The organism is Legionella longbeachae, from assembly GCF_004283175.1.
GTDB lineage: Bacteria > Pseudomonadota > Gammaproteobacteria > Legionellales > Legionellaceae > Legionella > Legionella longbeachae.
Genome location: NZ_RXNW01000021.1, coordinates 1 through 24,746, shown reverse-complemented (window position 1 = coordinate 24,746; position 24,746 = coordinate 1). Strand labels below are relative to the sequence as shown.

The following is a 24,746-nucleotide window of genomic DNA, read 5'->3' as shown; positions in this document are numbered from 1 at the left end:
TTTAACATGATAGTTTTAATCTTTATAGATCGTTAAGTAGACGAAAAAAACTATGGGCATTATTGAGCCAATACTATTAGGAATTGTTTTAAGTGCTGATTCATTTTCAGCTGCTATAGCTATGGGTGTTAGGCCCCATCGATTTAGTGACTCATTAAAATTTGCCTTTGCATCGGCTGGGGCGGAGCTAATAGCTGCTGTAATAGGGGCAGTTGCTGGTGAAGCCTTTATTTCACAGTTTAGCTCAATTACTAAGTGGATTGCATTTTCATTATTATTTATTGTTGCAATCCATATGCTTTATGAAGCACTTAAAAATTGGAAAAACAGAAATGATAGTATTCAGCTTATAGAGTTTCATCGCTTTGGCAAACTACTCATCGTTGCGATAGCTACAAGCTTGGATGCTCTTGCAGTTGGTGTTAGTTTAGGGGTTTCTAATAAACCCTTATTCCCTTACCTGGTTTCAATTGGTGGTTGGGCTTTATTATCAACATTAGTGGGTATGGGGATAGCAAAAAAAATACCTGAGTATTTATCAACAATATTTAATGTTATTGGGGCGCTTATTCTCTGTATTCTTGCAGTTAACATTTTGAAAATATGAAGATAACCATTTATTTTCGGTGGTGCGCCAAAAGAGTATTCGATGTATTTAAAAATGACAATACCTTATAACGCTTGAGTTATTAAGTCTAACTTGTCCTTTTACTCTTTCTCTTTTTTTTCTAGTTTGTGACCATCTAGAAATCGTTCACTACGCTCATTTTCTTGTTTCTCTATCTGCTTTTCCTTTTTGGTTCTTCCGAATTTAATACGATTTTCAGAGGCTTTTTTTTCATTTTCTAAACGATTTTTATTTTTTCTTTTTTTATTAAGATTAATCACGTTCATCATAGTGCACTTTCTTAGGTAATGTTATCTATACTATAGCGCATAATAGGTGGGTAAATCATTTAAATAAACAACTATATAAAATTAGATCCATGTTGTTAGGCTAATATCTATTCATTGAACAGATCCTTGTTCTTCAAGCACCTCTATGCGTCGATTTTTGCTCATGAGAATAAGGCTTAGCCATAATTTTATGTATTTGTGGATCTTGATATAAATTAGAGCGGATGGTTGCAAAGGTAGTTGAGGTAGGGCTATTAAATACAGATCTCAAGGAATGAACATGGGTATTTTCATCTGCTTCAGGTTCCATTTTAGAAATTCTCTTAATTTCAATGATGTTTTTTACAATATTTACTTCATTATTATGATCTATTTTGCTAAGAATATTCTTTAACTCATTAATATATCGAGGAGAAGTGTTATCTTCATTCCTAAATATTGAATCAACTAATAAATCATAAACAGCCTCTATATTCGCGCGTCGATCCAGGGGGTCAATTTTCATTACATTAAGATGGGTTTTTGACAAAGAGGCATTGCATTTATCAGATGTAGGTTGACTTAAGGTTTTTATGTATTGTAGACCATCAAGAAAAGTCATATGTGTTGCATTATATAACTTCAACGATTTGTTTAATTTGAGGCAAAGATCAGGGGATGATAACTTAAGTTGCTCTCCTTTGTTGGGATCAAAAAATGAATAAGTATCATCCTGGTTCTTTTTTATGAGCATGGAGTGTCCCTCCATTTTTCCAAATGATTTGGTAAAAACCATAAATTTAATGTAACAACCCACTTCAAGCGCATCTAATTTTTTAGTGAATAAGGTGGTATCGAGCTGTTTACCATCCTTACTTACATCCGATGAAGAAAAAAGGGAGTAAGGATATTTATTCAATAGATAGGCTTTTATTTTTTCAAGATGGCTACTGGTATCCAAAATGTGGCTACTTAAGACCCAGTCATTGTTCAATTGATAAAGTCCTGCCAATAAATGTATATCATTTAAATTTTGAGGCAAGATTTCATTAAAATCACCTAAGGATTCACTTTGCGAAGTTAAACCCATTAAATCTTCTCTAATAATATAATTACAAATTAATTCACAAAGACCTGAAAATTTAAGGCGAGCCTTATTAAGTGCTTGATAATTATTATCCTCTCTTAGTTTTGCAATAAAATCATCCTGGTTATAATATTTTTTTAAGGGTGCAGCAGGAGAGGGCGGGCTATGCCCTGGTTCTTTTGTATCATAAACGGAAACCATTTTTTGGGTTAAAAAATCCAAAACATGTTTAATGGATTCTACACTTTCTTCATCTATTGATTCATCCTCATCTCCATTTTTTTCAAGAAAGCCGCGTAATTTATTAAATAAATCAATTTCGTCTTCTTCAAGGGATGTAGTATTTATGTATTTTACTATGGTCGATAATAGTCGTGGTTTAAGCTCATTCAAAAGAGGAATTGCTTTAACATAAGTATCTATAAAATATAATAAATTTTGTTCTGGGTTTGTATTTATGGTTAACCCTTCTCCCAATTTGAATTTAATACGGTCTAAAGAGGAGTTATAAATAATTTCTAGTTGGCTAGGGTTCCAGATTTTTTTATCTTTATTATAAAACTCTTGTTTTATCCCTCTCAGCTCTCTAAACATTCCATGGAGATCATTTTGGGATTCCGCATTTTTTAAAATAATAAGATAAGAGTTTTTAATTCGTTGATTTCTTTTTAATAACTGCTCTATTTCTACGCAGCTGTTATCTGTAATTTTATCTTTGTCAAAATCAATCGAAGTAATGCCTATATTATGTTGCAAACAGTCACATAAACTCTGAACTGAATCAAAATCGTTTTCGGTTAAATCAAGATGAACCAGCGTATTATTTTGTTGAAGTGCTTCGCTCAAATGCTTTAATCCTTTATTACTTATTCGATTTTTTCGTAAAACTAAAGTAGTCAGGGAGTTGTTATTTGGAATGGCATTCGCTAAATTATGAAAGGCTTCATCACCCATGTGATTAGCGGTTAAGTTTAAGTACCTAATAGAGAAATTATTTTTAATTATTTCAGTAGCTAGAGGGTATGCTTCAGCGTTAAGTCCATTAGAGGATAAATTCAGGTAATTTAAGGACGGATGACCATTTAAAGCTTCAGCTAAAGCCTGTAATCTCCCAGGAGCAGATGTGTCTAATCCACAAGATGATAAATCCAATTTCATTAACTTTTTATTATTTTGTAAACCCTCTGTTAAATACTCTAAATTGTAACTACCCAAATCGTTCTTGCTCAGGTTTAAATTTTTTAAAGATGTACTCTCACTCAAAAGCTCAGTTAAGCCTGTATAAAATTGTAATGAGCAATCTCTAAAGTTAAGTTCCTGAATGGATTCATGTGTACTTAATATGTGGAATAAATAATTAGTAATTCCTCTAATATAACAACCCTCCAAGTCTAACTTTTTTAGGCTTCTATTTTCCTGAAGAGCAATGGCAATTGTATTTATTCCGATCTCATCAATAGCAGTATAACTTAAATCAATTTCTTTTAAAGTTGAGTTAGACTTTAAAAGACTCGCAATATAAGGGGCCTCTGCATTTCCAATATAATTATCCCTTAGGCTCAACGATTTTAAATATGTATTATGAGATAAAGCAGCTGTTAATAGTTTTATGAACGCACCACTAACTTCTTTTTGGGGTAATTTTCGACACCATAGATATTGTATTTGGGAGTTATTTGCTAACTTTGGTAAAACCATTTGCCATACAGAAAAATCTCTTTCCAGATCCGATAAATCTAGGGTGCAGTTCGCCTTTTGCAAGCTTTTAACTATAGGAGCTTCATATAAATAGTATGAGCAATAGCTTTGTATGAGCGAATCAAAAAGTAATATTTGTGCAGTAAACATGGAATTCTCGGTGTATCAATTTAATATAAATTATAGGGTAATTTGGTTGCTTGTACCTGATGAGAACCCTTACTATCCCCTTAGAAACGTGATTTTTTTAAAATCATATATAACGTTCACTTGTCATTATTATTTGACTTGGGTTGCTATGTCTCTTGCAATGGCATCGGTATGTAACCACTATTCTCGTTTCTTCCCTAGTAGTTGCCAAAGCCAATATGTGCCGAAGGATCCTGATAAATTAGGAGGATCCCATACAGACCCAAAGTACCCATATTCAAAAAATCCACAATGAACTCGGAATTAATGATTACCCTGTCGGTATCACAATTTGGAGTGCCTTACCTGCTGTTATTGATATGAGTCAACAACCATTTGACACGGGGTACATGTTCATCCTCGCTACAGGGATGGCTAGAAGAAAGCAATTGATCAAACCTGTGAAGTCGTACATTGCTGTTACCAAAACCATTATTTTACTATCACAGAGCTTGATGCTGTGGTATTTCCCATGTATAGGATAATCAACATGACATCATTTTGTCCTTTTGGATACAAATTACAATCATACTTGGATAAGTGATGTTACTGCTTTTCAAAGTTTTCCAGTGGAATTCAAATGGATGCTGAGGCTTTGCATACCGTTGTACCTGAGCTGATTGCACGACAATATGCATTATTGATCCATGGCGATATGATACTTGATGCCTTTGCAGGCATGGGGGCGTCAGGCTATTGCCGTGCAAGATACTAAAATTTCATCAAGGATTGACAAACTTTGAGACTTTAAGGTCTCAAATTTACAGATTCTGATAGAACTAGATCCATATCATTTTCTTCAGTTCCATCGCTTTGAGCATGATCCAACAAACTAACTTCAGAGATGTTACCAGGTTCGATAAGTGGTCTATTAAGGTAATTCTCACTATTTGAAGAAATAGTATTTTTCAATCCAGCTTGTTGACAGAAGGAATTTTTTAAGTGAGCTAATGATTTCAAGGATCCTAAGCCTACAACGTCATCAGTTAGGTTCCCTGTTGTTCTTCCAGCCTGGATATTAGCTGGATATTCAGTCAATTTTGGCAGCGCCAAATCCTAATGCGCCACTAATCAGGGCCAGACCACCCCCTGTTGTAGCGGCAACAGCAACTGCTCCTAACATCCCAACTCCCAAAGGAGCGAATACCCCGGTAGAAACTAAAGCAACTCCCCCAAAAGAATGAAAATCTTATTACTGGTAGCAGCTATTGCTACTTTTGCTGCCTGGCTTGCAGATATTAAATCAATAGGCAAAACTTCTGATTTTCAAGCGCATTCGGCTAAATACACCTCCGCTTTATCCATCGTATTCCTCGGAAAACACGTGTTGAAAAAAACGCTTCTTTTGACTCAAGAGCGCTTTCAGAATGTGTTAATGATGCTTTATCAACCCACTTATTCAAGCTCAATATGGAGACACTCAAATTTGATTATATTTTGTGAGGTCGCGGCATGTAGGCGGTGGGGATGAATTGTCAACACGCCTTAATCTCAATGTATAATTTATAAGTTTTCTGGTTGATCAATAGATTTAGGTAAGATAAGTTTTTTGGATTAGACTAAGGGGTTTGAGACTGTATGGTATTGATTTTCAGTATACTGCCTCTCCATGATTGTTGCTCTCAGGGACATGCCTCGGGACATTGACACCGTCGCCCTTATCCCGAACATGGATCTCATGGAATGCTTTATCCGAAACTCAGCTTAAAATTGAGGAAATGGTGAGTTCGATTTTTATACCCATGAAGATGCGATATTGAATTTCATCTCAATTTAAATAATTAAAACCTTAGCCCCTGGATTGGCTTTTACCCAATTAGCCACATAATCGATATAGTTATTTTTACCAACCGCAATACATCCACGCGTTGAGTAGGGTAAGTTGTTTAACCAACCAAAGCTGTTAGAGGACTGAGTTGGTCCATGGATCCCTACATCTCTACCTGTATATCCTGCAGCCCGTTGCTTTGTAGTTGGATAGAGAATGGGAATAAAGACTTTAAATTGATTGGATTTTCTTGGATGAGCTAACCCATATAAACCAATTGGAGTTTTATTATCGCCTGCCTTTTTTTTGCCGATACCTTTATTTCCGAGAGCTACTTTGAAGGTCTTAATTACAGTGCCGTTTTTACAAATATTCAAAATTCGCTTTGTGGTGTGTACATTAATTCCACTTGATAAAGGACAAGTCGCGGTACCTGCGAATAAAGCGACAGGAAATAAAATAGAGATCATTAAAGATATTGCTTTTATTTTCATATAAGTAGACTAAATTTGTTTAAAATGGGCAATAATTATTCCATAATATTACTATTATTCATAGGGGGGCAGGCTAAATTTTCGCTATTTTTCAATTGACGAAGTATCAAGGGGTTCTTAAACAACATAAAGTTGGTATAACGGATGCAAAATACCGTACTAATTTGCAATATTTCTGATATGAGCTTCCATTCCCTTTACAAGTACTTAAAGAAAAAAAGAAAATACAAGAAGAGGAAAAATCAGGAATGGATATCATTAAATGTATAGTTCTAAAATTTCTACAGATTCTATGAGAAATTATATCATTATGGGAGGTGGTCCAGTCGGGTGTTATTTAGCTTATGCTTTATTAAAGCAAAAAAATGCTCGTGTTTTTATACTTGAAGGCCGTACTTTCGAGCGCCCTCAGGTTATTCGTATTCCTTACTGTATTGCCAAAAATTTACCTGAATATGTAAAGAATATAATGTGGGCAGATGAAAAAACACGTTTACGAATATTTAATACATATCAAGCAGAAGATGAAAGCTTTTGGCCAAAACCAGGTTATCCTTATTGGCCATGGATTAATATAGGTTTATTTCAAGAAAGTATGATCAATTTTCTTCAAAATAGTACCGAATTTAAAAATCGATTCTTTTTCATTTCTGTTTACTTCGATTTAGAGAAAATTAACTACCAATCACAAATAAAAAAAATACTTTCCGCAAACCATCCACAAATTATAGAAAATATAACTGCAATATATTGTACTTGCGGAACCTATGCAAAATCGTTAAGAAGCGAACTAAACCTTCTCGATGGGAAAATATCTGAGCCAAAAGGCCATGGTGTATATTTAATTTATCAAAATAAAGGTATAGAAAATTACCTTAGAAATTCAAACCCTATTTTATATTCTAAATTGGGCGAAAATGGAATTTCTTATGCGGCATCTAATAATTGTAACTATGATGTGCAGCTATATACCTATCCATCTGGTGAATTATCATCTGTTTTAAATGAAATACCAGAGGATTTTATTCAATGTGTTAAATATAACTCTATATCCAATCGATTTGATATGACAGGGAGTGGTTTATCTGAAAATTCAAAACAATGGTTTGAAGTTTATAAAAAAATTATTATTAATGAAACGAATAAACATGGAATTGAACTACCATCCGATTTAGAAAAAATACAAATCTTCTATGCCTCTCGTAGCGAATATTATTGGAATAGGGCTGCAATAAAAGTTCTATGGCAAAAAAATCATGTTCCTATATTTTTTCTTGGGGATAGTGCTGGAAGCACCGATTATAAATTTGGTTTGAGCGTTGGCCGTGGATTTTTAGCTGTCGATATGCTGATAAATTCAATGCAATATTATCATTATGATTTTGATAAAATTGCTGCAAATTATCAAGCATATTGGAACAGGATAATACTTAGTGAATTTAATAAGGGACCATTATTGCCATTAGAACCATGGATTCAATATCAATATTTAATAAAAGGAAGAGAGGTCGGGTTTCAAAATAATAAATTTATTCATTATATTGATAATGAACAATATGAAATTTATTTAGATGAGTATCAAAATCTTTCAACGGATTTTTCAAAAACCAGCGAAAAGAGCGCTATTTTATTTATTAACACCAAAGCGATAAAAGAAAATATCAAAAATATCATTTCTTTTGGGAAACAATGTTCCCATTCAAAAATAATAGGGGTGATAAAGAGCAATGGCTACGGATTAGGCTCCAAATTAGTTTCTGATTTAGCGATAGAAGCAGGTATTGATTTTTTAGCGGTAGCAAAATTGCAAGAAGCAATCGCGTTAAGAAACTCCGGGATTCCCAGCACTGTACGCCTCATGACTTTTGAAGCTCCTATGATATATGATCTTAGCACTTATGCTGCCAATCAAATTGAGGTGATTATACCTTCTAGCAAGAATGCAGCATCCATAAATATGATTGCAAAATGGCTGCAAAATAAGCATCGCGTTTTGGGAAAGTTAAAAGTACACATCATGGTTGATACTGGTTTACGGCGAGATGGCGGGTATGAGAGTAATATACCCGATTCAGTTATGGAAACTATCTCAAAATTACAACTTCTTGATCCTAATCAAGTGGAGTTTGCAGGATTATCGACACATTTAGCTTGTTATCGGTGCACAGATTATAATGGAGATGAAATCATTAATTTCCGTGCCCTGCAATTCCATAGATTTGAGAAGGTTATAAAGTTTCTTTTTTCACAAGGCGTTCAGATACCCTTGATCCATATTGGCGGGGGTCTCGCGCTTCTTGCTGAAAAATGGCCGTTGCAGTTTGAAAAATTTTTAAAAGAATTTAATGTTGGATTTTATACAAGAGTTGGGCATGGGCTTTATGGCATGGAACTTGAAAAGGATTTGCATTTGGATAGCCCGCGGCTACGTCAAGTTGTGAAAATGGATTTACAAGTACGCAATGTTTTTTATGTTGAAGAAGGGGAGCCTGTATCTTATGGTGGTTATTGGCGCGCGCCTAAAGATGGTGCTTGGATAGCTACCCTGGCAGGAGGATGGGCTGAAGGAGTCCCGCGTACAGCCCAGACATTAGGAGAATGGCAACATGGGATGATGGTTTGTATCAATAATCATCAATATCCTATCGTTGGAAAAATTAATATGAATGCCATGATGGTAAATTTGGGATCTTTGACTAAAGTGAAACCAGGAGATAGGGCAATTATTTTTGGATGGAGTGATCATGAACCAAAATTGAATGATTTAGCACAGCTAAGTGGTCAAATTGCCCCATCTATTATGGTTAATGTGCCAACCTCAATGCCAAGGGTTGCAGTATCAGAGTAATCCTTTTGTATAGGGTGGCGAGGTAACAACCCTAGAGTTTTTTGTAAAAGTTTTGGCCATACAAAAGAATTGGACAAAGCTATATTAAGACAACATACAAAAACTTTGCGGAAAGCCAGGCACAGGTTCAGAAACGGCTTTGGTATTCTAATTCATTGATATCCATGAATATATTAAGTATTCTATTGACTCATCATTTAAATTATACGGATACAATAAAATGGTAATAAAAGCGTTTTTTGCAGGGTTAGCTTTGGTATCTACCTCAAGCTTTGCTATTTCATCAATTCATATTGATAATGTGTCGTTGGCTAAAGAATGTGATAACTTGGCTCTAAAAATTGCTGATGTAAAAATTCAGGAAACTGATCAAACATGCCAGTCCAATCTTGAAGTTGCAGAAAATAAGGTACGAATTTCGGGGAGATATATCCTTCAAACGCAATATTTATTAGCTTCTTACAGTTTGGCTGGGGCAACTGTATATTTGAACGATGAGCACACGCACATGTGCTCGAACTATCTCTCACTTCAGAAGCTAAAACTTGCTTTAGAGCCAATTAAAGATAAAATTGCAGGCTTGGATTGAAATAAACTGCCAGAATACATAGTTAAAATACCAGGGGGAGTGCGACAGCGCCTTCCTCTGCAAGCCAGTAGCCAGGGCTGACCATGGCTTTGTGTGCTGCTCTAACTTCAGCTTTTCTATATCCTTTTGGCATTGAAAGATAATAGTTATTAAAACATCACTCCCAAAAGAGCATTGCGAATGATATCAAAAATTTTGAAAGCGGAATTTAAGGTGTCAATCAGTAATATGCCCATTAGTAAATGAGATTTAATTGTGGACTTCCTGGGGTGGAGATGAATGGTCAACACGCCTTAATATTTGACAAATAAAAGATTCTAATTAAAAATCAAAGCTTGACATTAATAAATGTTAGTTACCAATAAATTATAATTATAGAGGGATCTACCATGAAAAAAATTTTTTCGTTAAGTTGGATATTATTAGGGTCAAGTTTTATTCTAACACACGGAATAGCAATAGCAAACAATCCTCCCGCCTATAATAATATTACTGTTAATTGTCCTGCTACATCTTATCAACAAAACAACACAAATTTCATAACAAACTTTGGTAGCTATATAGGGGGATATGGTACTGCAAGCATAAATTATGCTACACCATATCAAGCATATTTTATTTCGACGGGAACCATACAAGATATCCCAGCTGACTTAACAAGCTATACTTTTCTAACCACTACTTATAATAGCACTTCAGGCACTGTAACATGTAGCTACCAATCTAATGTATTTACAAGCCCTGTATTTTCTATATCTTATAACTTCACTAATGCTTTGGGTGGTACAGTGGTATCGCAAGGTAACAATTATATTTCTATTAACCTACCTTTTGGGCTGGTAAGCTAAATTAAATAGTATGTATAGCCTACATTATGCTTCACTAATGTGGGCTATATATGGTTCCAATCGGTTACATCATCGCCAGTGATCTGCTGTCAACAACTGTCTGAAGATCAAAGAAAAAACTGGACTGTTTCGTTTCAAAATAAGAGTTAGTAGCCGACCAAAAAACGCCCCCTTTGTGCTCCTTGTAAGACAAAATCTTTTTATATGCCAACTTGATGGCCACAACCAGGTTCTAACTCATGAGCCTCAGACTGTTTTTCTGATTGGAAAAATTTAAATTGATAGATATTATCAGCCAAAAACCATTTAGCCAAAATATCACAATTAGTTTTCACGTTTTCCATCGTCAGTTTTCTTAAACCCTGTCTAATTAGTGTTTGAGCTTCCAGGGGGATAATTTTATACCCTATAGTCAACTCTTTATCATTTTGTAGCAAATACTCCTGGATCACATGCAATTGTTTTTCAATCTCAAAAGTATCTTCAAGATTATGAAGTTCAGAACAAATGGCCATTAATCTCATACAATGAATACGATGTTGCAAGCCTTTGCCAATAGTATTGACAATATCTTCACACCAATTGTCAAGCTGATACTGGTTATCAGTAAATTGGCCGCCGAGCCTAACCATTAACCCATTTAAGGCAGTATGTTTTTCCTCTTCTGTAAAGAGAATTAATGTTTTCAACAATGTATTATGGACATTTACTAGAGTTGTATTTAAAGTTTGCTCGGCTTTGTCTGCAATGTTTCTCAATGCATCAAAAAATTCATGAGTATTAAATAGATACTGATAATCTCTTAATGCATTACTTGGGGGAAATCGATCTTGATAAACAGTATTTAAAATATTTCGTTTTGCAAAAAATGATAAAATCTTAATTTGCCCTAATTCATCTAAAGCCCAATCATGATCAATTTTATAAAGATGTTTTTTATTTAATACTATATTGCCAAGATGCAAATCCCAATCTGACACTAAAAAACTCGTGGCAATAATATGACAAAATTCTGTCAAAAATTGACTATCTTCTTTATATTTTTCATTTTGAAATTTCGAAAATAATTGTCCGCTTTGAAATAGAGAATTTCGGGAGGTAATAAAATCCAGATGTCTGGGAACGATAGTTTTTAAATTAGCCAAAAATGGCTGAGTTAGAAATACACTATCTTTATCTGAACAAACGGCCTGAGTCGGCAATATGCTTGAACAAAGTGGATGGGCTATAGCACTCGCAATTGTGCTTGCTAAAATATCTTCTAAGTGCTTGGCTTTTTTAAAAATAAATTGCTCTTGTTGTGGATTTTCATATATTGCTGCATTTTTAATATGAGGAGGTGTTGGTTGCAAGGTATAACCTTCAAATTCAAGATATTTAAAGCGTAACGGGAGAGTAGGTTCATTAGATGCAATTGGCTTTTGTAATATACTCAACCATTTATTCACCAGAGGTTCTGATATGAAAGACTTTAAAAATGCTTCAAAAACAGTTTTGGTGATGATAAGAGCTTCCGTAGGAGATTCAAGTGAATTGATTTCATACAGGGATTTTAATTCTAAATACAAATTGAAAATTTTATTTAATGCAATAAAGCTTTTTTTGTCTATTTTTTGTTTTAATTCTTCCTTTATCTGAGATAAAAGTTCAGCGGTATTTTCTCTTAATAAGACAATTACAAATGTTTCTGCTGCAAAATCAGTAATCTTAGTTAAAGATTCTTCATTCAAATTAACAACGATATCATGAAAAACTGTCCAGTTATCAGTGGAGATAAGATTAAAGATATCAGTTTTAAACTCATCTTTAAGTTCATCCCAGTTAAAATGACTCACATACTCAGGCTCTATCTCTTCAATTTTGTCAAAAAATTGATTTAATAATATATTACATCTATTGATAAACTCATATTTTCTATAGGCAAAAAAATAAAGATAAATGATTTTTGCTTTTTGTATGATATATTCAAACATGTTACTCTCCTGTAAATCTTATCCCTTAAATTAAAACAAATGGTTTGCAATAAAATTTAGTGTTAATTATATTTTGAGTGTGCTCCTTTATTGGTCTATTTATTTTTGAAATTAGCATAAAATAAATATATAAATCAATAATATATTATTCATTACCACAGGCTCGAACCAATCACTTAATTAAGAAAGATCCGTACAAAACATTTTGGGTTTACAATCTATAGGCAGAGAATTTGAGCACTATGCGGTGGGCAACTTGGAACGATATTTTTAAATTGACAGAAAGAATTTGCTTCTGTTTTTGATTGCTGGTACTTACTGTAGGATACGTGGAAAACCTAAAATAACTTATCGATGACGCACGCGCGAGGTGTAATTCACTTGGGCCATAGTTACTTTTAATGCACGCCCCACCAGCAATTGCCCATTCATTTTTAAAGAGGATTCAGCTTCTTGCTGGGTACTAAAGGTTATAAAGCCAAATCCTTTGACGTGGCCAGTAAAACGATCTTTTATTAAAAGAAGTTCCTCTACTTTACCGTATTTAGAAAACTCTGCTTGTAATGCCGCTTCGGTAATTCCAAAGGGTAGGTTGCCTACATAAATTTTATTTTGTCTCACGGTATCGTCCTTAAAGTAGCCACTATAAAGTAACCACTACATCTGCAATGAGGTATAGTGGTAGAAAGAATATTGGTTATTTGAATTAAAGGGCTATTATATTCTGTGCTTGAAGACCTTTTGCTCCTTGCGTTACAATGAATTTTACCCGTTGACCTTCAGTGAGAGTCCTAAATCCGGAACTTGCAATTTCTTTAAAGTGAGCAAACACGTCCGGGCCACACTCTTGCTCTATAAAACCAAATCCTTTAGTTTCGTTGAACCATTTAACAACCCCATTTACTGTTTGAGACATAAGTATCCTTAAATATTTATTAAAATGCCTGTATAGGCGAATTTAGCCGGAAACCGGTCAAAAATTAAAACTACAGAGCGTGGGATTAAATGAATAAAACGACGATTTGGAGAGTGTAAAAGTAGACATTTTCTAGCTAATTACCATTATACTATTGTTTTAGGTTATAAGCTAATCTTATTTACAGGAATGTTGCTAAGTCGCGTCAACCAGTCTTAATTAAGGACTAGATAAACATATTATTTGATTATTTTATCTTCTTTTCTTACCTTTCGTCCCCCCATGGTATGTATTATATCGACATAAAAAATTTTCTTATTCTACAACAATAGATTTTGGTGAATCTGAAGTTAATCAACCCGTTGGGAATAGTTTAGATTTTTTTATTTGGACACTCACTCAGGAGGGTGAAAAATAATGTTAATTTTTAAACATTAATGTCACGTTTGCTGGCGCATAGTTATTTAAAACAGGGCTATACTTGGACTATATTCTAGGCAGTCTTTATCCAACAACGGGAATACTGGAAAGATTAGGTGAGTCATAAGAAGTTACCTCGCGGAATCGAAACGCGGCGCCAGAGCCAATGACTTGTGGGACAAGCCGACCTGATAAGGAATTCTTAGCAGAAGCATGGTTATAGTTACGTAAAAAGTGCTTGTGCAGTTGGAGAACAAGGTTGACATGTATGAACATGAGCCATAATTTCTTTTAAAGAAACTGATGAAAATTACTTTTTCCTATTATTAAGTGAAATCTTAGATTGTTTATAAATCTTGATTTAATGTTCTTTAAATTTTCCCTATGGGAAGAATATATAATGGTTCCTCTTTAATATCCAGGATCGCCTTAACTTGATTTTCATCAAATGCGCCTATGGAAACGGTTCCAAGATTTAACGATACAGATTGCAAATAAATATTTTGTGCAGCGTGACCAGCCTCCATAAAAACAAATTTCTTCCCTTTATCGCCATATTTATTCGTTGTGCGAGAAAATTCTGCTGCTATAACAATAGCAACTGCCCCTAATTCGATAGCATCTTGTCTAAATGCCGCTTTAGCAAGTTGGACCCGTACATCATCATCTTTTAATTTTTTTAACACATGTTTAGAAGGTAAGTAATGGTATATGCCTGATGGTAATTTATCTATGTTCCCACTTACTAGATAAACTTCCAATGGATAAAGAGCCCCTGCTGAAGGAGTCGTACGAAAACCATTTTTGGAGGTTATACCTTGTGAGGCCCAGAGTAATTGAGCAACATGCTGTAATGTTATTGCTTCATCCTTATATAGCCTTGCGGAACGACGTTTTTTCAATACTTCTTCAATAGAACTATTACTGATGTATGTTGGGTTAGGTAATTTTATTTCAGCTGAGAATTTGGATTGCAGCGTTATTTTAGGCTCTTTTGACAATTTTCCTGGTATTACAATCAAGTAAAAACAAATTAGAATCGTTAATATTAAGAGGGGTATCTTTTTGCGGTGCAAAAATTCCATTTGTTATTTCCTGAAATATATTTTCATAGAAATATATTTATTTTGAATGCATCCTTTAACTTTTAGCATGAAGGATTTTATAAGTAAATTTATTATATTTAAACCATAATGAAATAAGAATAATTCACAAGAAAAAAATAAATTCCTCTCCGCTAAATAGGGAAAGTATTATGAAGCCATGGCATGCATTAACTGAAACGGGAATTAAATGAACTTATAGATATCAGACCTGTGCATTGGTATTCCATATTAGCGCGACAATTTCTAATTTTTTTAATTTTGATTCTTATAATTGCAGCCATTTTAACTATTATTATTTTTAACTCTTTTCTAGAGTTTTTCCATGAGTTGAGGGCTGAAACTACATTGAGGGTATTAAAAAAAATGCTCTCACCTTAATGCTCTATTATCAGTAATAAAAAAGAGGAAAATTACGAAGCTAAAAATCTTAGCCCTGGCGATCGCGTTGTTCTAAAAAAATGCAATATTGTACCCGCCGACATTAGACTAATCGATTCGGTGAATGTTATGATTAATGAGGCTGCGCTAACTGGTGCATCTCTCCCTGTAGAAAAACATAAAGATCCATTGCCAGTAAAAACTCTAAAATCTATTCAACGAAATAAGGCTTCATGGGCACACACATTCTTAATGGCCATGTTTGGATGACAGCAGATTTTCCATGTACGCTCGGGCTTCAAGCATAGCAGGTCTGCTGTGCTTTTGATGATAAATTAGACGCTGCTTTGCATCATGCCCAAGTTGTTTGGATTCCTCATCCATCTTAAATGGAATTGAACGACTTTTCATGATGGGCAGACAATGTTCTGGGTAAAATCCCTGTAACTCATCAAAATTACGAAAGCCATGAGACAAGCAGTGGCATACAATGGTGTCATGGGTCTCTGGGATATTATGACTTAGTGCATCACACATTTGGATGACCCTACCATTATTATTCCTTGTTGACGAGATTATATCTTTTAAACAAGGTGTACGGCTATTCAAGCGAAGACAGTTTCTACTACTCTGAACGTTGAGAACGATATTCTATTGAACAACATGGGTTTCTGGATGGTTCTTAATATTTTATTAATTTTTATCAGTTATAGTACTGACTTTTGCTTGATTATGCCGTAATGAAAGAAAATAACTGTAGAAATCTGACAACTGACGAAATCCGCAACGCCACACTTCACTATTGGTCAAGGCTGCAAAAGACTGCGACTATCCCGTACTCTTTCGATCTATCCATTATACCGCAGCACGTCAAGGCTGACGCATTCAAAAGTTTTTCGCAAAGTTCATTTGATCCTTTAAATTCTCATAGTATTAATTGGCTTCAAAAAATACTTCAACAATGGGAAAAGTCTTGTGAAAACGCAGTTAAATTCATCTACGTTGACAAAATCAACACGAATGTTTTTAATGGTATAGTAATAGCTAATTGTGACAACCTGAAAGCAGCCAATGGATATTGGCAACGAGTATACACATCATCGGGAAAGTTTCAATTTGGTCTGGTATGTATTCCTTCAAATTACTATGACAATTCTGGTAAACTCATAGCATATAATCTTAGAACCATTAGTCATGAAATAGGGCATGCTATTGGCTTAGCACATCTACATGATGTAGAGTCTATTCGTGTCTATTTGCAAAATACCTCTCAAGGCAGGGGATGTTCGGTAATGCCATATCTCGATAGAATATCATCAGATGCAAGCTTATGCGTAGATATGGATAATTGTTTAAATTCCACCTATGCCGTTATGCCTGGTCCGTTAGATGCACAAATGTGTCAAGCAATCTATGGAAAAGATAGTCTATTTTTTCATAACCCTAGCAAGTTAGAAGAAATGCGGAACTATGCATTTGGAGGCGCATCCATAGGATATAACCTTGGGATTCGTAGTGCTACGGAATACCTTTTTATGCGCTTGGGTGATACACATGTAAGCGCCCGCTTAAAAGTTCTTGCGATTTATTATGCCGTTGTTCTTTTAAAATTGGTGTATGACTCTAGCACAAGCGACTACTTAAGTCTTTTTGAGCAGGTTCAACAGCTTATGATCCCATTAGGTGGAGAGTTATGCCACATCACTTTAAATTTGCTTTCAGACTATCTACGTGCCAACAACCTGAACATGCTTGGTAATATCTTAGAAATGACTTCCACCAGTTTACAGTTTCTCGCCTTCGGTCATGGACTCTTAGAGACAGCCAAAGGAAGTTTTCATATGAGTTGGAATTATGGAGCTGCAATCCTTTCTGGTGTCGCCAGTTATGGCATTTCTAGCTCCGTAGGTAAGTATCTGGTTAACAGTTTTCTCGGTCCGGAGAAGGTAGAAAATTCTGGTGTTGTTGAACAAGCACCCCAAAAAAGTCTCATCCCATCTTTATGGGGTTTTTTTGGTACAAAAAGACAAGACAAAGAAGGCGATACCCGGACATTAACAAAAAACGAGCACTATAAAATGTAAATGCTTTCTTATAATTTATCGTTAAATCAAGCATATTAAGTAAGTTTAGGGATCTTTTACTAATCGGCAAAACATGTTCATCATCGTGTTCTGTTTTAACTACCGCAAGACTATATGACGATTTTGCATGATGGCAATTAACAATGAGCTCTGATAAAGCCGGCAGCGGCTTACTTTTTTGCTAAATATCTTTTTTCCATGCTCATTGATAGCGTGCAGCTAAAACACGATTAATATAATACTGGATAGACTACTTATCCTGATTCCAATTCAAATTCTTTGGATTAACTTGGTAACCGATAGTGCTACTGCTATATCATTGGCTGTGGAGCTTGCTGAAAGTGATGTTATGGAGCAGCCTCCTAGACATATTAATCAGAGTATTATCAATTTGAAGTCTATTTTACTTCTCGGGCTATTCGGATCTTACATCGCAATAGTTAGCTTCTTCATTTATCAATATTTATGTTGGTTCATTATTTCTGTAGTATTATTTTATGCAAATGTAAGATACAAAAATGAAGATGACTCAATAAATTACCCACGACTCATAAATTTTTTTAGCAACTGGAAGATCTGAATTATATTGTTTCATTAATGATGTATAGCTCCAAATATAAAATGCTAATCCATCTTCCCTTAAAATGACTGTATCCATTTGCTTAAATTCTTGATTCTTATATTTGTATGTAAATATTAAATATTCCCCATGAAATTTTTTGGGATTTTGAGGCAGTTCTATTTCTCCTTGATCTAATAATTTGGGTTCTGTGGTATTCTTAAAAATTAATGTTTTTAAATCATCCTTTAATTCCTGAATGGTAGAATATTGACCTTTATTTTTTTTTGTAAGAAGAGTACGGATCGTTATCCTTGAATGATAAGAGTTAGAGTCTTTTTTACCTCTAAAGATAACAGTTCCTTTTCCTGATTTAATATACTCCCAGTTACTCGGGTATTTAAGCGTGTATCTATTGGTTTTATTATCAAAATCGATCCATGTTAGTTGCTGATGTGTTAACGAACTTGATGGCTTGAATACGTTATGATTTATATCTATTCCTGCGCCAGTATAACTTACCTTAATGCTTAAAATTTTCCATACTCCATCTTCCCAAATTAAACGATATTCAACCGGGGTTTTTGCACCATCTTTTGCAGTTAATGTTCCTTTAACAAACCCCATATTATTTTCAATAATTCGCTCATTAAAAAATGCATCATCATTATCTTTTAATGATGGATACTGGTTTATAAATTTTTCAAAATCAGGGAGTGATGTTACTTTCTGGAAATCTTTTGCAGTATATGAGTATGCTTTTTCAATATCACCAGCCTTTAATGCATTAAGTTGATGATTAATAGAGTAAATCAAGCCACTTGTCAGGAATAATACGATTATAAAAATCGTACCAACAAATAGTAACAACCAAGCCAACACTGCCCCAATTACCAATATTGCTTTTTTAAATGAGGATTGACTTTGGGTTAGCTGAATCAAGTTGCCGTTTTTATCTTCAAACTTGTTAGTAACTATTAGGATTAGATCTACTAAATACCAAATACCAAACCCTCCTAATGTTAGCAGCATGATTAAGCCGGTATATATTTTTCCTACATAAATTCGGTGAATCCCGATAACTCCTAAAAATAATCCTAAAATAAGAACAACAATAGGTGATCTCTGAAGATTTTCTTGGCCTGAATATGGCCTTTTTGTCTGCGGAAAAGAGGGGGTTAATTCTATAGGTGCACCACATTTACTGCAAAAATGAGCATCTGTTGTTAGGTTATTTCCACAATTTCTACAAAATTTGGGTGCATCCATGCATATTCTCCAATTTAATATTGGTGCATTCCGAATAATATCTAAACTCTATGGACAAGCCTCAGAATGTCAGGGAATAGAACGAAATGTAAATAAACCTTATTTTTATAATAGATTAAATTTTAATAAACTCAAAAAATCAATCGAGGTTAGGGTTAACAATTAATAGTCATTTCAATTTAGAGATTTATAATCTGCTTTGCTCTTTTTAAGTTACGAATTTACACTAACAAATGGATCTATTTTTTTAACAATCTGAAAATATAGGGATTAAAAATTATTTTTGAGCTAAACTTAGTTTAATTAGGAGTTTTAAGGAAAAAGTTCCATTCTCTGAATTGAGATCGATTTATAAGGAAATATGTTGATCATGATTAAATTATTTAGAAGTTTCTTAGCCGTAGCTTTTCTCCTAGGAATGACATTATTTTTTTGTTCTTGTGCAGAAACAAAAAATCTTGATTCAAAGCTTGTTGGTATTGGTACTGATGGGCATGGCAGTGGTTATGGAGGACGTGGCGGTTACGGAGGGCATGGTGGTGCCAGTGGACGTTGAACGCTACAAAATGCATTCAATAATATAAACGGATTTTGTAATGTCACAAATTCCAGCATTTCTTATTCGCAATTTGAGTAAAACATATGTAATGGGCGAAGTGGCAATTCATGCCCTGCGATCCGTTAGCCTGGATTTATATCAAGGAGAGCTAGTCGTATTTTTAGGTCCATCTGGAAGTGGCAAGTCTACTCTATTAAACATTATTGGGGGATTGGATGTTCCTTCATCTGGTGAAGTGGTTTATAAAGATCATATTATCACCTCAGCGAGTCAACATGATTTAACCCGCTATCGGCGCGAACATATAGGATTTGTTTTTCAATTTTATAATCTCATTTCCAATCTTACTGCTTTGGAAAATGTTTCTATTGTTACTGAAATTGCAGATAATCCAATGCGTCCTGAGGATGCGATTAAATTGCTTGGTTTAGAAAATCGTATGAATCATTTCCCCTCACAATTATCTGGAGGAGAACAACAACGTGTCGCAATTGCCCGGGCTATAGCTAAGAATCCCGATGTACTTTTATGTGATGAACCTACAGGAGCACTTGATTGTGAAACCGGTAAAATTGTCTTGGGAACACTTGCATTGGCCAACGAAAAATTAAATACCACGGTAGTTATTATTACTCATAATATTGTGATTAGTGAGATGGCTGATCGCGTCATTCATATAGCAGATGGGGCAATAAGTAAGGTATTAAATAATAAATACAAGCGAAAACCAAAAGAATTAGCATGGTAAAAGCATTAAACAAAAAATTGTGGCGTGATGTTATAAAACTTAAGAGCCAAATTATTACCATCGCATTAGTCGTTTGCAGTGGAGTTAGTGTATTAATCGCATCAATTAATACCTATGAATCTTTAAAAAACGCGCAACAGGAATTTTATTCAAATTATCATTTTGCAGATGTATTTGCTTTATTGGAAAGAGCACCAAACTATTTAGAAAAACGAATAACTGAAATCTCAGGGGTATCCCAAGTAGAAACCAGAGTAGTAGAAGATGTTGTGCTTGACTTACCTTGGATGCCAGAGCCTGCGGTAGGTCGGTTTATATCCATATCAGATAAGAATAAAACAGGCCTTAATCAATTATTTTTACGTCAGGGGAGATTGCCTGATGAGAATCGTCAGGATGAAATATTAGTAAACGAAAATTTTGCAAAGAGCCATAATCTAAAACCTGGTGATAGTATTATAGCTTTACTAAATGGATATAGAGAAAAGCTAAAAATTGTTGGTATTGTTTTATCACCTGAATACGTATACGCCATCCGTGGTGAAGATTTGCTTCCTGATAATCGCCATTTCGGTGTATTTTGGATGAGTCGAAAGGCATTAAGTGCCTCATTTGGAATGCAGGATGCTTTTAATGACATTAATATTAAGCTTGCACCAAATGTTTCGGAACAATATGTAATGACTCAATTAGAAAGAATTTTCCATACTTATGGTTTGACTATAAGCTATACACGAAAAGATCAAATATCCGATAGATTTGTAACTAATGAAATAAAACAACAAAAAATAATTGCAACCTATATACCTCCTGTTTTTTTAATAGTAGCAGCATTTTTATTAAATTTAGTTACTGGACGTTTAATAAGTAAAGAGCGTGAACAAATAGCAACTTTAAAAGCCATAGGGTATCGTGACTTAACCATTGCATACCACTATATAAAAATAATTTTAATTATTATTTTCATTGGAGGAGTTGGTGGAGTGTCATTAGGGGCATGGTTTGGTAAGTTAATGACCCACTTATACACAGAATATTTTAGATTTCCTGAGTTTCCCTACATTTTTTCATATAGCGCAGCCATTATTGGGATAGGAGTATGTTTCCTAGCGGCTATTTTTGGAACATTACACGCAATTTATCAGGTAATAAACCTCATGCCTGCAGTAGCGATGAAACCACCAATTCCTATAATGTATCGAACAACCTTGCTTGAAAAAGTTAAGTTTTTTTCCAAACTTCCTAGTAGTGTAAAAATGGTGTATCGATATATTTTTCGCCATTTTTTACGAACGATATTGACCTGTATAGGCATCGCATTGGCCATGGCAATTGTGATACTGGGTTTATTTTGGCAAGATGCCATTCATTATCTAATAAATACCCAATTTATAATGGCACAACGTGAACATGCTGTCGTTAGCTTTATTAATCCTGTTAATAAAATAGCGTTAATGGAATTAAATAAAATTATCGGAATTACAAATAGCGAAGGTTATCGCATCGTACCTGCTCGATTAACATATCAACACCGAAGTGAACTGTCTTCATTGTTTGGTATCCCGGAAAATACAAAGCTAAAAATTTTATTAGACAAAGATCTTAATCGAATGAATATCCCTGAACATGCTTTGTTGATTAGTGAAGGGTTAGCAGAACGATTGCATTTGGCGGTCGGAGATAAGCTTAATATTGAGATACTTGAAGGGAACAAAGCAAGAGCTCAATTAAAGGTACAAGGAATTATTAATGACTTTGTAGGAATGTTTGCTTATATTGAAATTGGGGCACTTAACCGCTTATTAAATGAAGATCATTTAATAAGCTCAGCTGCTATTTCTGTAGACACAAAACATGTCAAAAATTTATATAAAAAGGTAAAGGAAATCCCCAGGATAGGTACTATCACCTTCAAATCATCGATCATAAGGACATTTGAAGAAACTTTCGCGAAGCATATTCTTGTATTTACTACTATTCTTGCAAGTTTTGCCATCATCATTGCTATTAGTGTTGTTTATAATAATGCTACCATCACTTTGGCAGAAAGGGCTAGAGAGTTAACTACATTGCAAGTTTTGGGATTTACTCAGGGAGAAGTTTCAACATTACTTTTTTTAAATCACATGTTTGAGATAATAATAGCCACTCCTTTAGGATTAATTATAGGGTATTTTTTATCTTGGTTTATACTGCAATTAATGCAAACAGATTGGTTTAAAATTCCTTTTGTTATTGAACCTAAAACTTATATTATCGCAACACTGGTTGTATTTTTTTCTAGCGTAATTAGTTTTTATATTATTCAGCGTAAAGCAGCTCAGCTCAATTTAACCTCGGTATTAAAGGTAGCAGACTGATGAAGATAATAAACCTGAATTTGAAGAAACTAGTCTGGTACTCGTTTGCAACCATTCTGCTTTTTGTTGGTATTCTGTTTTTCTTTTCTCAAAAAGGTATTTCTGTTGAAACAGCAAAAGTAAAATCTGATTACTTTGTTCAGTACATTGAAGATGATGCAAAAACACGCGCTATAAAAATATATACCATTGTTTCTCCGGTTTCTGGTGAACTATTGCGCATTAATCTGACAGAGGGTGATAAAGTAAATAAGGATGAATTAATAGCGATCATTAAGCCAAAAATTCCAGTCTTGCTTGATATTCGGACAAAAAATGAGTTAGAGCAAGAGTTAGGCACTGCCGAGGCTTTGTATGAACAAGCAAAAGCAGAGTCTGTTCGTGCTGAAGCTGCACTCCAGACTGCATGGTCAGATTTAAAAAGAAAACAACCGCTGGCAAAAAAGGGGTTTGTTTCTGAAACAGAGTTGGAGCATACCCAACTGGAATATCAATTAAGACAAAAAGAATATAATGCGGCTTTGCGAAAGTTGCATGCAGCAGAGCATTATATTTTAAAAGTTAAAGCATCGCTCTCAGGAACAGTTGGTAATGAAACGAGTCAACAAGACAAGGTTGAGATTCATTCTCCTGTTGCGGGATCAATTTTAAGAGTCATTGAAAAAAGCGAGACTACTATTGAGCCCGGTACAAAAATTATGGATATCGCTGATGTTGTGGGCCTTGAGGTGGTAGCTGATATATTAAGTGAGGATGCAGCAAAAATTCCTCCTCATGCAAGAGTTATCATAAAGCGGTGGGGTGGTACTTATCCTTTGGAAGGACGTGTCCGAGTTGTTGAACCAAGTGGTTATACAAAAATATCAGCGCTTGGAGTTGAGGAGCAACGAGTCAATGTTATTATTGACATAATAACGTCCCATCACTTATGGAAGAACCTTGGGGATGGATATAAGGTAGATGTGGAAATCATTATTTTTGAATCGCCTCATTCTCTTGTGGTACCCATGAGTGCTTTATTTAGAGTTGATGGAAATTGGGCTGTTTTTGTTGTGAAGGGGCACAGGGCATATAAGAAGGTAATAACTATATTACATCATAATCCGGATCAGGCGGTTGTAGGGAGTGGTTTAAAACCAGGCGATGAAGTAGTCCTTTATCCTAGCTCTTTAATTCATGATGGAGTCTTAATTAAAAAATGACGATTAACCAGAAAATAAGTATTCTTTATTAATGATATTAAGGAGCTAAAGGCAATTGGCATCATGTTTTCGATTTTGCTTCATGAATTGGTGCTACGAAATAAGTTAGTGGTAGCGACATGGTTGTCTCTCAAATCAATACTATAATTAAAGAAAATTAGAATGTTCTGAGGATGGTTATGAAAAAGAAAGACAGGGAAAATGAATACAGGGGGATTATTTCAATCATTATCATTGTTCTTCTTGCTATTATTCTTGTTTATTATTATTCACATTACTCTTCTGTATCTAATGAAACTCAAAAACCTAATATCCCTGTAGAGGCTCCCTCACCTCCAGCTGAGAATAGTGGTGGAATTTAATATTACACCCTTGGATGAATAGAAATCAAAAAAACTCATAATGCTATAGTTACAAGCGGTGGGTAATAAGGAAGGTCAGGAATAACCCGCTGAGGTAAGAGGTTGGAATTGAGTACAAGTGAATCACTGCTTACGCCGTAGTAATCGTGATTAAATGGTGTGCTTGGAGGGCTTGAACTCTGTCACTTTAGTCTAAAAAATGTAACCATAAAAATGTTTACTTAAAACTTGATGCAAATTTCTTATACTCAATAGCTTTTCCTGGGAGAAAGGAATATATCGGTAGAATTGAGCCAACCACATCCACAATATTTTGTAGAAAAGAACGGGCTACTGGACGGCCATGATTAGTTTTAAAATCGTCTACTACAAATCCGCTTTAAAATGACGATGATATACCACTTGGTTTGGCA

26 protein-coding genes are annotated in these 24,746 nt (G+C 34.6%); 15 read left to right on the top strand and 11 right to left on the bottom strand.

The annotated features are described in order from the left end of the window. The first annotated feature begins 52 nt into the window (after positions 1-52). Complete coding sequence (locus tag EKG34_RS16935; RefSeq protein ID WP_003636461.1) at positions 53-607, top strand: manganese efflux pump MntP; 555 nt, start codon at positions 53-55, stop codon at positions 605-607. Positions 608-708: 101 nt separating this feature from the next. On the opposite strand, the gene EKG34_RS16930 is transcribed toward EKG34_RS16935, so the two are convergent. Then, on the bottom strand, positions 709-897 hold the full coding sequence (locus tag EKG34_RS16930; RefSeq protein WP_003636462.1) for a DUF4169 family protein: 189 nt from the start codon (positions 895-897) through the stop codon (positions 709-711). Between the two features lie 133 nt (positions 898-1,030). Then, positions 1,031-3,811: a leucine-rich repeat domain-containing protein gene (locus EKG34_RS16925; RefSeq protein WP_003636466.1), complete on the bottom strand. Its 2,781-nt coding sequence runs from the start codon at positions 3,809-3,811 to the stop codon at positions 1,031-1,033. Between the two features lie 619 nt (positions 3,812-4,430). Here EKG34_RS16925 and EKG34_RS18885 point away from each other — a divergent pair. After that, positions 4,431-4,565 carry a hypothetical protein gene (locus EKG34_RS18885; protein WP_003636468.1) on the top strand — a complete coding sequence of 45 codons (135 nt, stop codon included), beginning with the start codon at positions 4,431-4,433 and terminating at the stop codon, positions 4,563-4,565. Positions 4,566-4,597: 32 nt separating this feature from the next. Here EKG34_RS18885 and EKG34_RS16920 read toward each other — a convergent pair whose 3' ends face one another. Next, positions 4,598-4,888, bottom strand: coding sequence for a hypothetical protein (locus tag EKG34_RS16920; protein ID WP_012979259.1), 291 nt, complete (start codon positions 4,886-4,888; stop codon positions 4,598-4,600). A 142-nt stretch (positions 4,889-5,030) separates the two neighbouring features. Between EKG34_RS16920 and EKG34_RS16915 the strand changes: the two genes are divergently transcribed. After that, positions 5,031-5,321 carry a hypothetical protein gene (locus tag EKG34_RS16915; RefSeq protein WP_003636470.1) on the top strand — a complete coding sequence of 97 codons (291 nt, stop codon included), beginning with the start codon at positions 5,031-5,033 and terminating at the stop codon, positions 5,319-5,321. Between the two features lie 302 nt (positions 5,322-5,623). Here EKG34_RS16915 and EKG34_RS16910 read toward each other — a convergent pair whose 3' ends face one another. Beyond that, complete coding sequence (locus EKG34_RS16910; protein ID WP_003636472.1) at positions 5,624-6,112, bottom strand: L,D-transpeptidase family protein; 489 nt, start codon at positions 6,110-6,112, stop codon at positions 5,624-5,626. Positions 6,113-6,374: 262 nt separating this feature from the next. Here EKG34_RS16910 and alr point away from each other — a divergent pair, with 262 nt between their 5' ends. From alr to EKG34_RS16895, 3 genes are all read left to right on the top strand, one after another. After that, on the top strand, positions 6,375-8,960 hold the full coding sequence (gene alr, locus EKG34_RS16905; protein WP_003636473.1) for an alanine racemase: 2,586 nt from the start codon (positions 6,375-6,377) through the stop codon (positions 8,958-8,960). A gap of 220 nt (positions 8,961-9,180) precedes the next feature. Beyond that, positions 9,181-9,549, top strand: a complete 369-nt coding sequence (locus EKG34_RS16900) for a hypothetical protein (RefSeq protein WP_003636475.1) — start codon at positions 9,181-9,183, stop codon at positions 9,547-9,549. A gap of 389 nt (positions 9,550-9,938) precedes the next feature. Beyond that, positions 9,939-10,397, top strand: coding sequence for a hypothetical protein (locus tag EKG34_RS16895; protein WP_003636477.1), 459 nt, complete (start codon positions 9,939-9,941; stop codon positions 10,395-10,397). Between the two features lie 200 nt (positions 10,398-10,597). Here EKG34_RS16895 and EKG34_RS16890 read toward each other — a convergent pair whose 3' ends face one another. From EKG34_RS16890 to EKG34_RS16870, 5 genes are all read right to left on the bottom strand, one after another. Further along, positions 10,598-12,370, bottom strand: coding sequence for a hypothetical protein (locus tag EKG34_RS16890; protein WP_003636479.1), 1,773 nt, complete (start codon positions 12,368-12,370; stop codon positions 10,598-10,600). Between the two features lie 348 nt (positions 12,371-12,718). Next, positions 12,719-12,991 carry an RNA recognition motif domain-containing protein gene (locus tag EKG34_RS16885; RefSeq protein ID WP_003636481.1) on the bottom strand — a complete coding sequence of 91 codons (273 nt, stop codon included), beginning with the start codon at positions 12,989-12,991 and terminating at the stop codon, positions 12,719-12,721. Positions 12,992-13,076: 85 nt separating this feature from the next. Then, positions 13,077-13,286 carry a cold-shock protein gene (locus EKG34_RS16880; protein ID WP_003636483.1) on the bottom strand — a complete coding sequence of 70 codons (210 nt, stop codon included), beginning with the start codon at positions 13,284-13,286 and terminating at the stop codon, positions 13,077-13,079. 504 nt (positions 13,287-13,790) lie between these two features. After that, positions 13,791-13,982 (bottom strand): hypothetical protein, encoded by a 192-nt coding sequence (locus EKG34_RS16875; protein ID WP_012979257.1) that lies wholly within the window; start codon positions 13,980-13,982, stop codon positions 13,791-13,793. Positions 13,983-14,077: 95 nt separating this feature from the next. Beyond that, positions 14,078-14,791 carry a SagB/ThcOx family dehydrogenase gene (locus tag EKG34_RS16870; RefSeq protein ID WP_003636485.1) on the bottom strand — a complete coding sequence of 238 codons (714 nt, stop codon included), beginning with the start codon at positions 14,789-14,791 and terminating at the stop codon, positions 14,078-14,080. A 192-nt stretch (positions 14,792-14,983) separates the two neighbouring features. Between EKG34_RS16870 and EKG34_RS19050 the strand changes: the two genes are divergently transcribed. Together EKG34_RS19050 and EKG34_RS19045 are read left to right on the top strand one after the other, a co-directional pair. Beyond that, positions 14,984-15,190: a cation-transporting P-type ATPase gene (locus tag EKG34_RS19050; protein WP_080619663.1), complete on the top strand. Its 207-nt coding sequence runs from the start codon at positions 14,984-14,986 to the stop codon at positions 15,188-15,190. A gap of 6 nt (positions 15,191-15,196) precedes the next feature. Beyond that, on the top strand, positions 15,197-15,460 hold the full coding sequence (locus tag EKG34_RS19045) for a P-type ATPase actuator domain-containing protein (RefSeq protein ID WP_080619664.1): 264 nt from the start codon (positions 15,197-15,199) through the stop codon (positions 15,458-15,460). Here EKG34_RS19045 and EKG34_RS16855 read toward each other — a convergent pair. Continuing rightward, positions 15,440-15,727, bottom strand: a complete 288-nt coding sequence (locus EKG34_RS16855; RefSeq protein ID WP_003636493.1) for a hypothetical protein — start codon at positions 15,725-15,727, stop codon at positions 15,440-15,442. The two genes, EKG34_RS19045 and EKG34_RS16855, sit on opposite strands and share 21 nt — an antisense overlap. A gap of 203 nt (positions 15,728-15,930) precedes the next feature. Here EKG34_RS16855 and EKG34_RS16850 point away from each other — a divergent pair, with 203 nt between their 5' ends. Together EKG34_RS16850 and EKG34_RS19040 are read left to right on the top strand one after the other, a co-directional pair. Further along, positions 15,931-17,274, top strand: a complete 1,344-nt coding sequence (locus EKG34_RS16850) for a zinc metalloprotease (protein ID WP_003636495.1) — start codon at positions 15,931-15,933, stop codon at positions 17,272-17,274. A gap of 229 nt (positions 17,275-17,503) precedes the next feature. Further along, complete coding sequence (locus EKG34_RS19040) at positions 17,504-17,854, top strand: cation transporting ATPase C-terminal domain-containing protein (protein ID WP_080619665.1); 351 nt, start codon at positions 17,504-17,506, stop codon at positions 17,852-17,854. On the opposite strand, the gene EKG34_RS16840 is transcribed toward EKG34_RS19040, so the two are convergent. Continuing rightward, positions 17,804-19,102, bottom strand: a complete 1,299-nt coding sequence (locus tag EKG34_RS16840) for a DUF4864 domain-containing protein (protein ID WP_003636497.1) — start codon at positions 19,100-19,102, stop codon at positions 17,804-17,806. The two genes, EKG34_RS19040 and EKG34_RS16840, sit on opposite strands and share 51 nt — an antisense overlap. Positions 19,103-19,472: 370 nt before the next feature. Between EKG34_RS16840 and EKG34_RS16835 the strand changes: the two genes are divergently transcribed. The 5 genes from EKG34_RS16835 to EKG34_RS16815 all read left to right on the top strand — a co-directional run bounded on the left by EKG34_RS16835 (position 19,473) and on the right by EKG34_RS16815 (position 24,333). Continuing rightward, positions 19,473-19,658, top strand: coding sequence for a hypothetical protein (locus tag EKG34_RS16835; protein WP_003636500.1), 186 nt, complete (start codon positions 19,473-19,475; stop codon positions 19,656-19,658). Positions 19,659-19,698: 40 nt separating this feature from the next. Beyond that, the gene (locus EKG34_RS16830) at positions 19,699-20,409 is read left to right on the top strand and encodes an ABC transporter ATP-binding protein (protein WP_003636502.1); all 711 of its coding nucleotides are present in this window, start codon (positions 19,699-19,701) and stop codon (positions 20,407-20,409) included. Beyond that, a complete protein-coding gene (locus tag EKG34_RS16825) occupies positions 20,403-22,769 on the top strand; it encodes an ABC transporter permease (protein WP_003636504.1) in 2,367 nt (788 codons plus the stop codon). The genes EKG34_RS16830 and EKG34_RS16825 overlap by 7 nt, the downstream gene beginning before the upstream one ends. Continuing rightward, positions 22,769-23,971 (top strand): efflux RND transporter periplasmic adaptor subunit, encoded by a 1,203-nt coding sequence (locus tag EKG34_RS16820; RefSeq protein ID WP_003636505.1) that lies wholly within the window; start codon positions 22,769-22,771, stop codon positions 23,969-23,971. Before EKG34_RS16825 ends, EKG34_RS16820 begins: the two co-directional genes overlap by 1 nt. Before the next feature lie 179 nt (positions 23,972-24,150). Beyond that, positions 24,151-24,333 carry a hypothetical protein gene (locus tag EKG34_RS16815; protein ID WP_003636507.1) on the top strand — a complete coding sequence of 61 codons (183 nt, stop codon included), beginning with the start codon at positions 24,151-24,153 and terminating at the stop codon, positions 24,331-24,333. Positions 24,334-24,746: the final 413 nt, after the last annotated feature.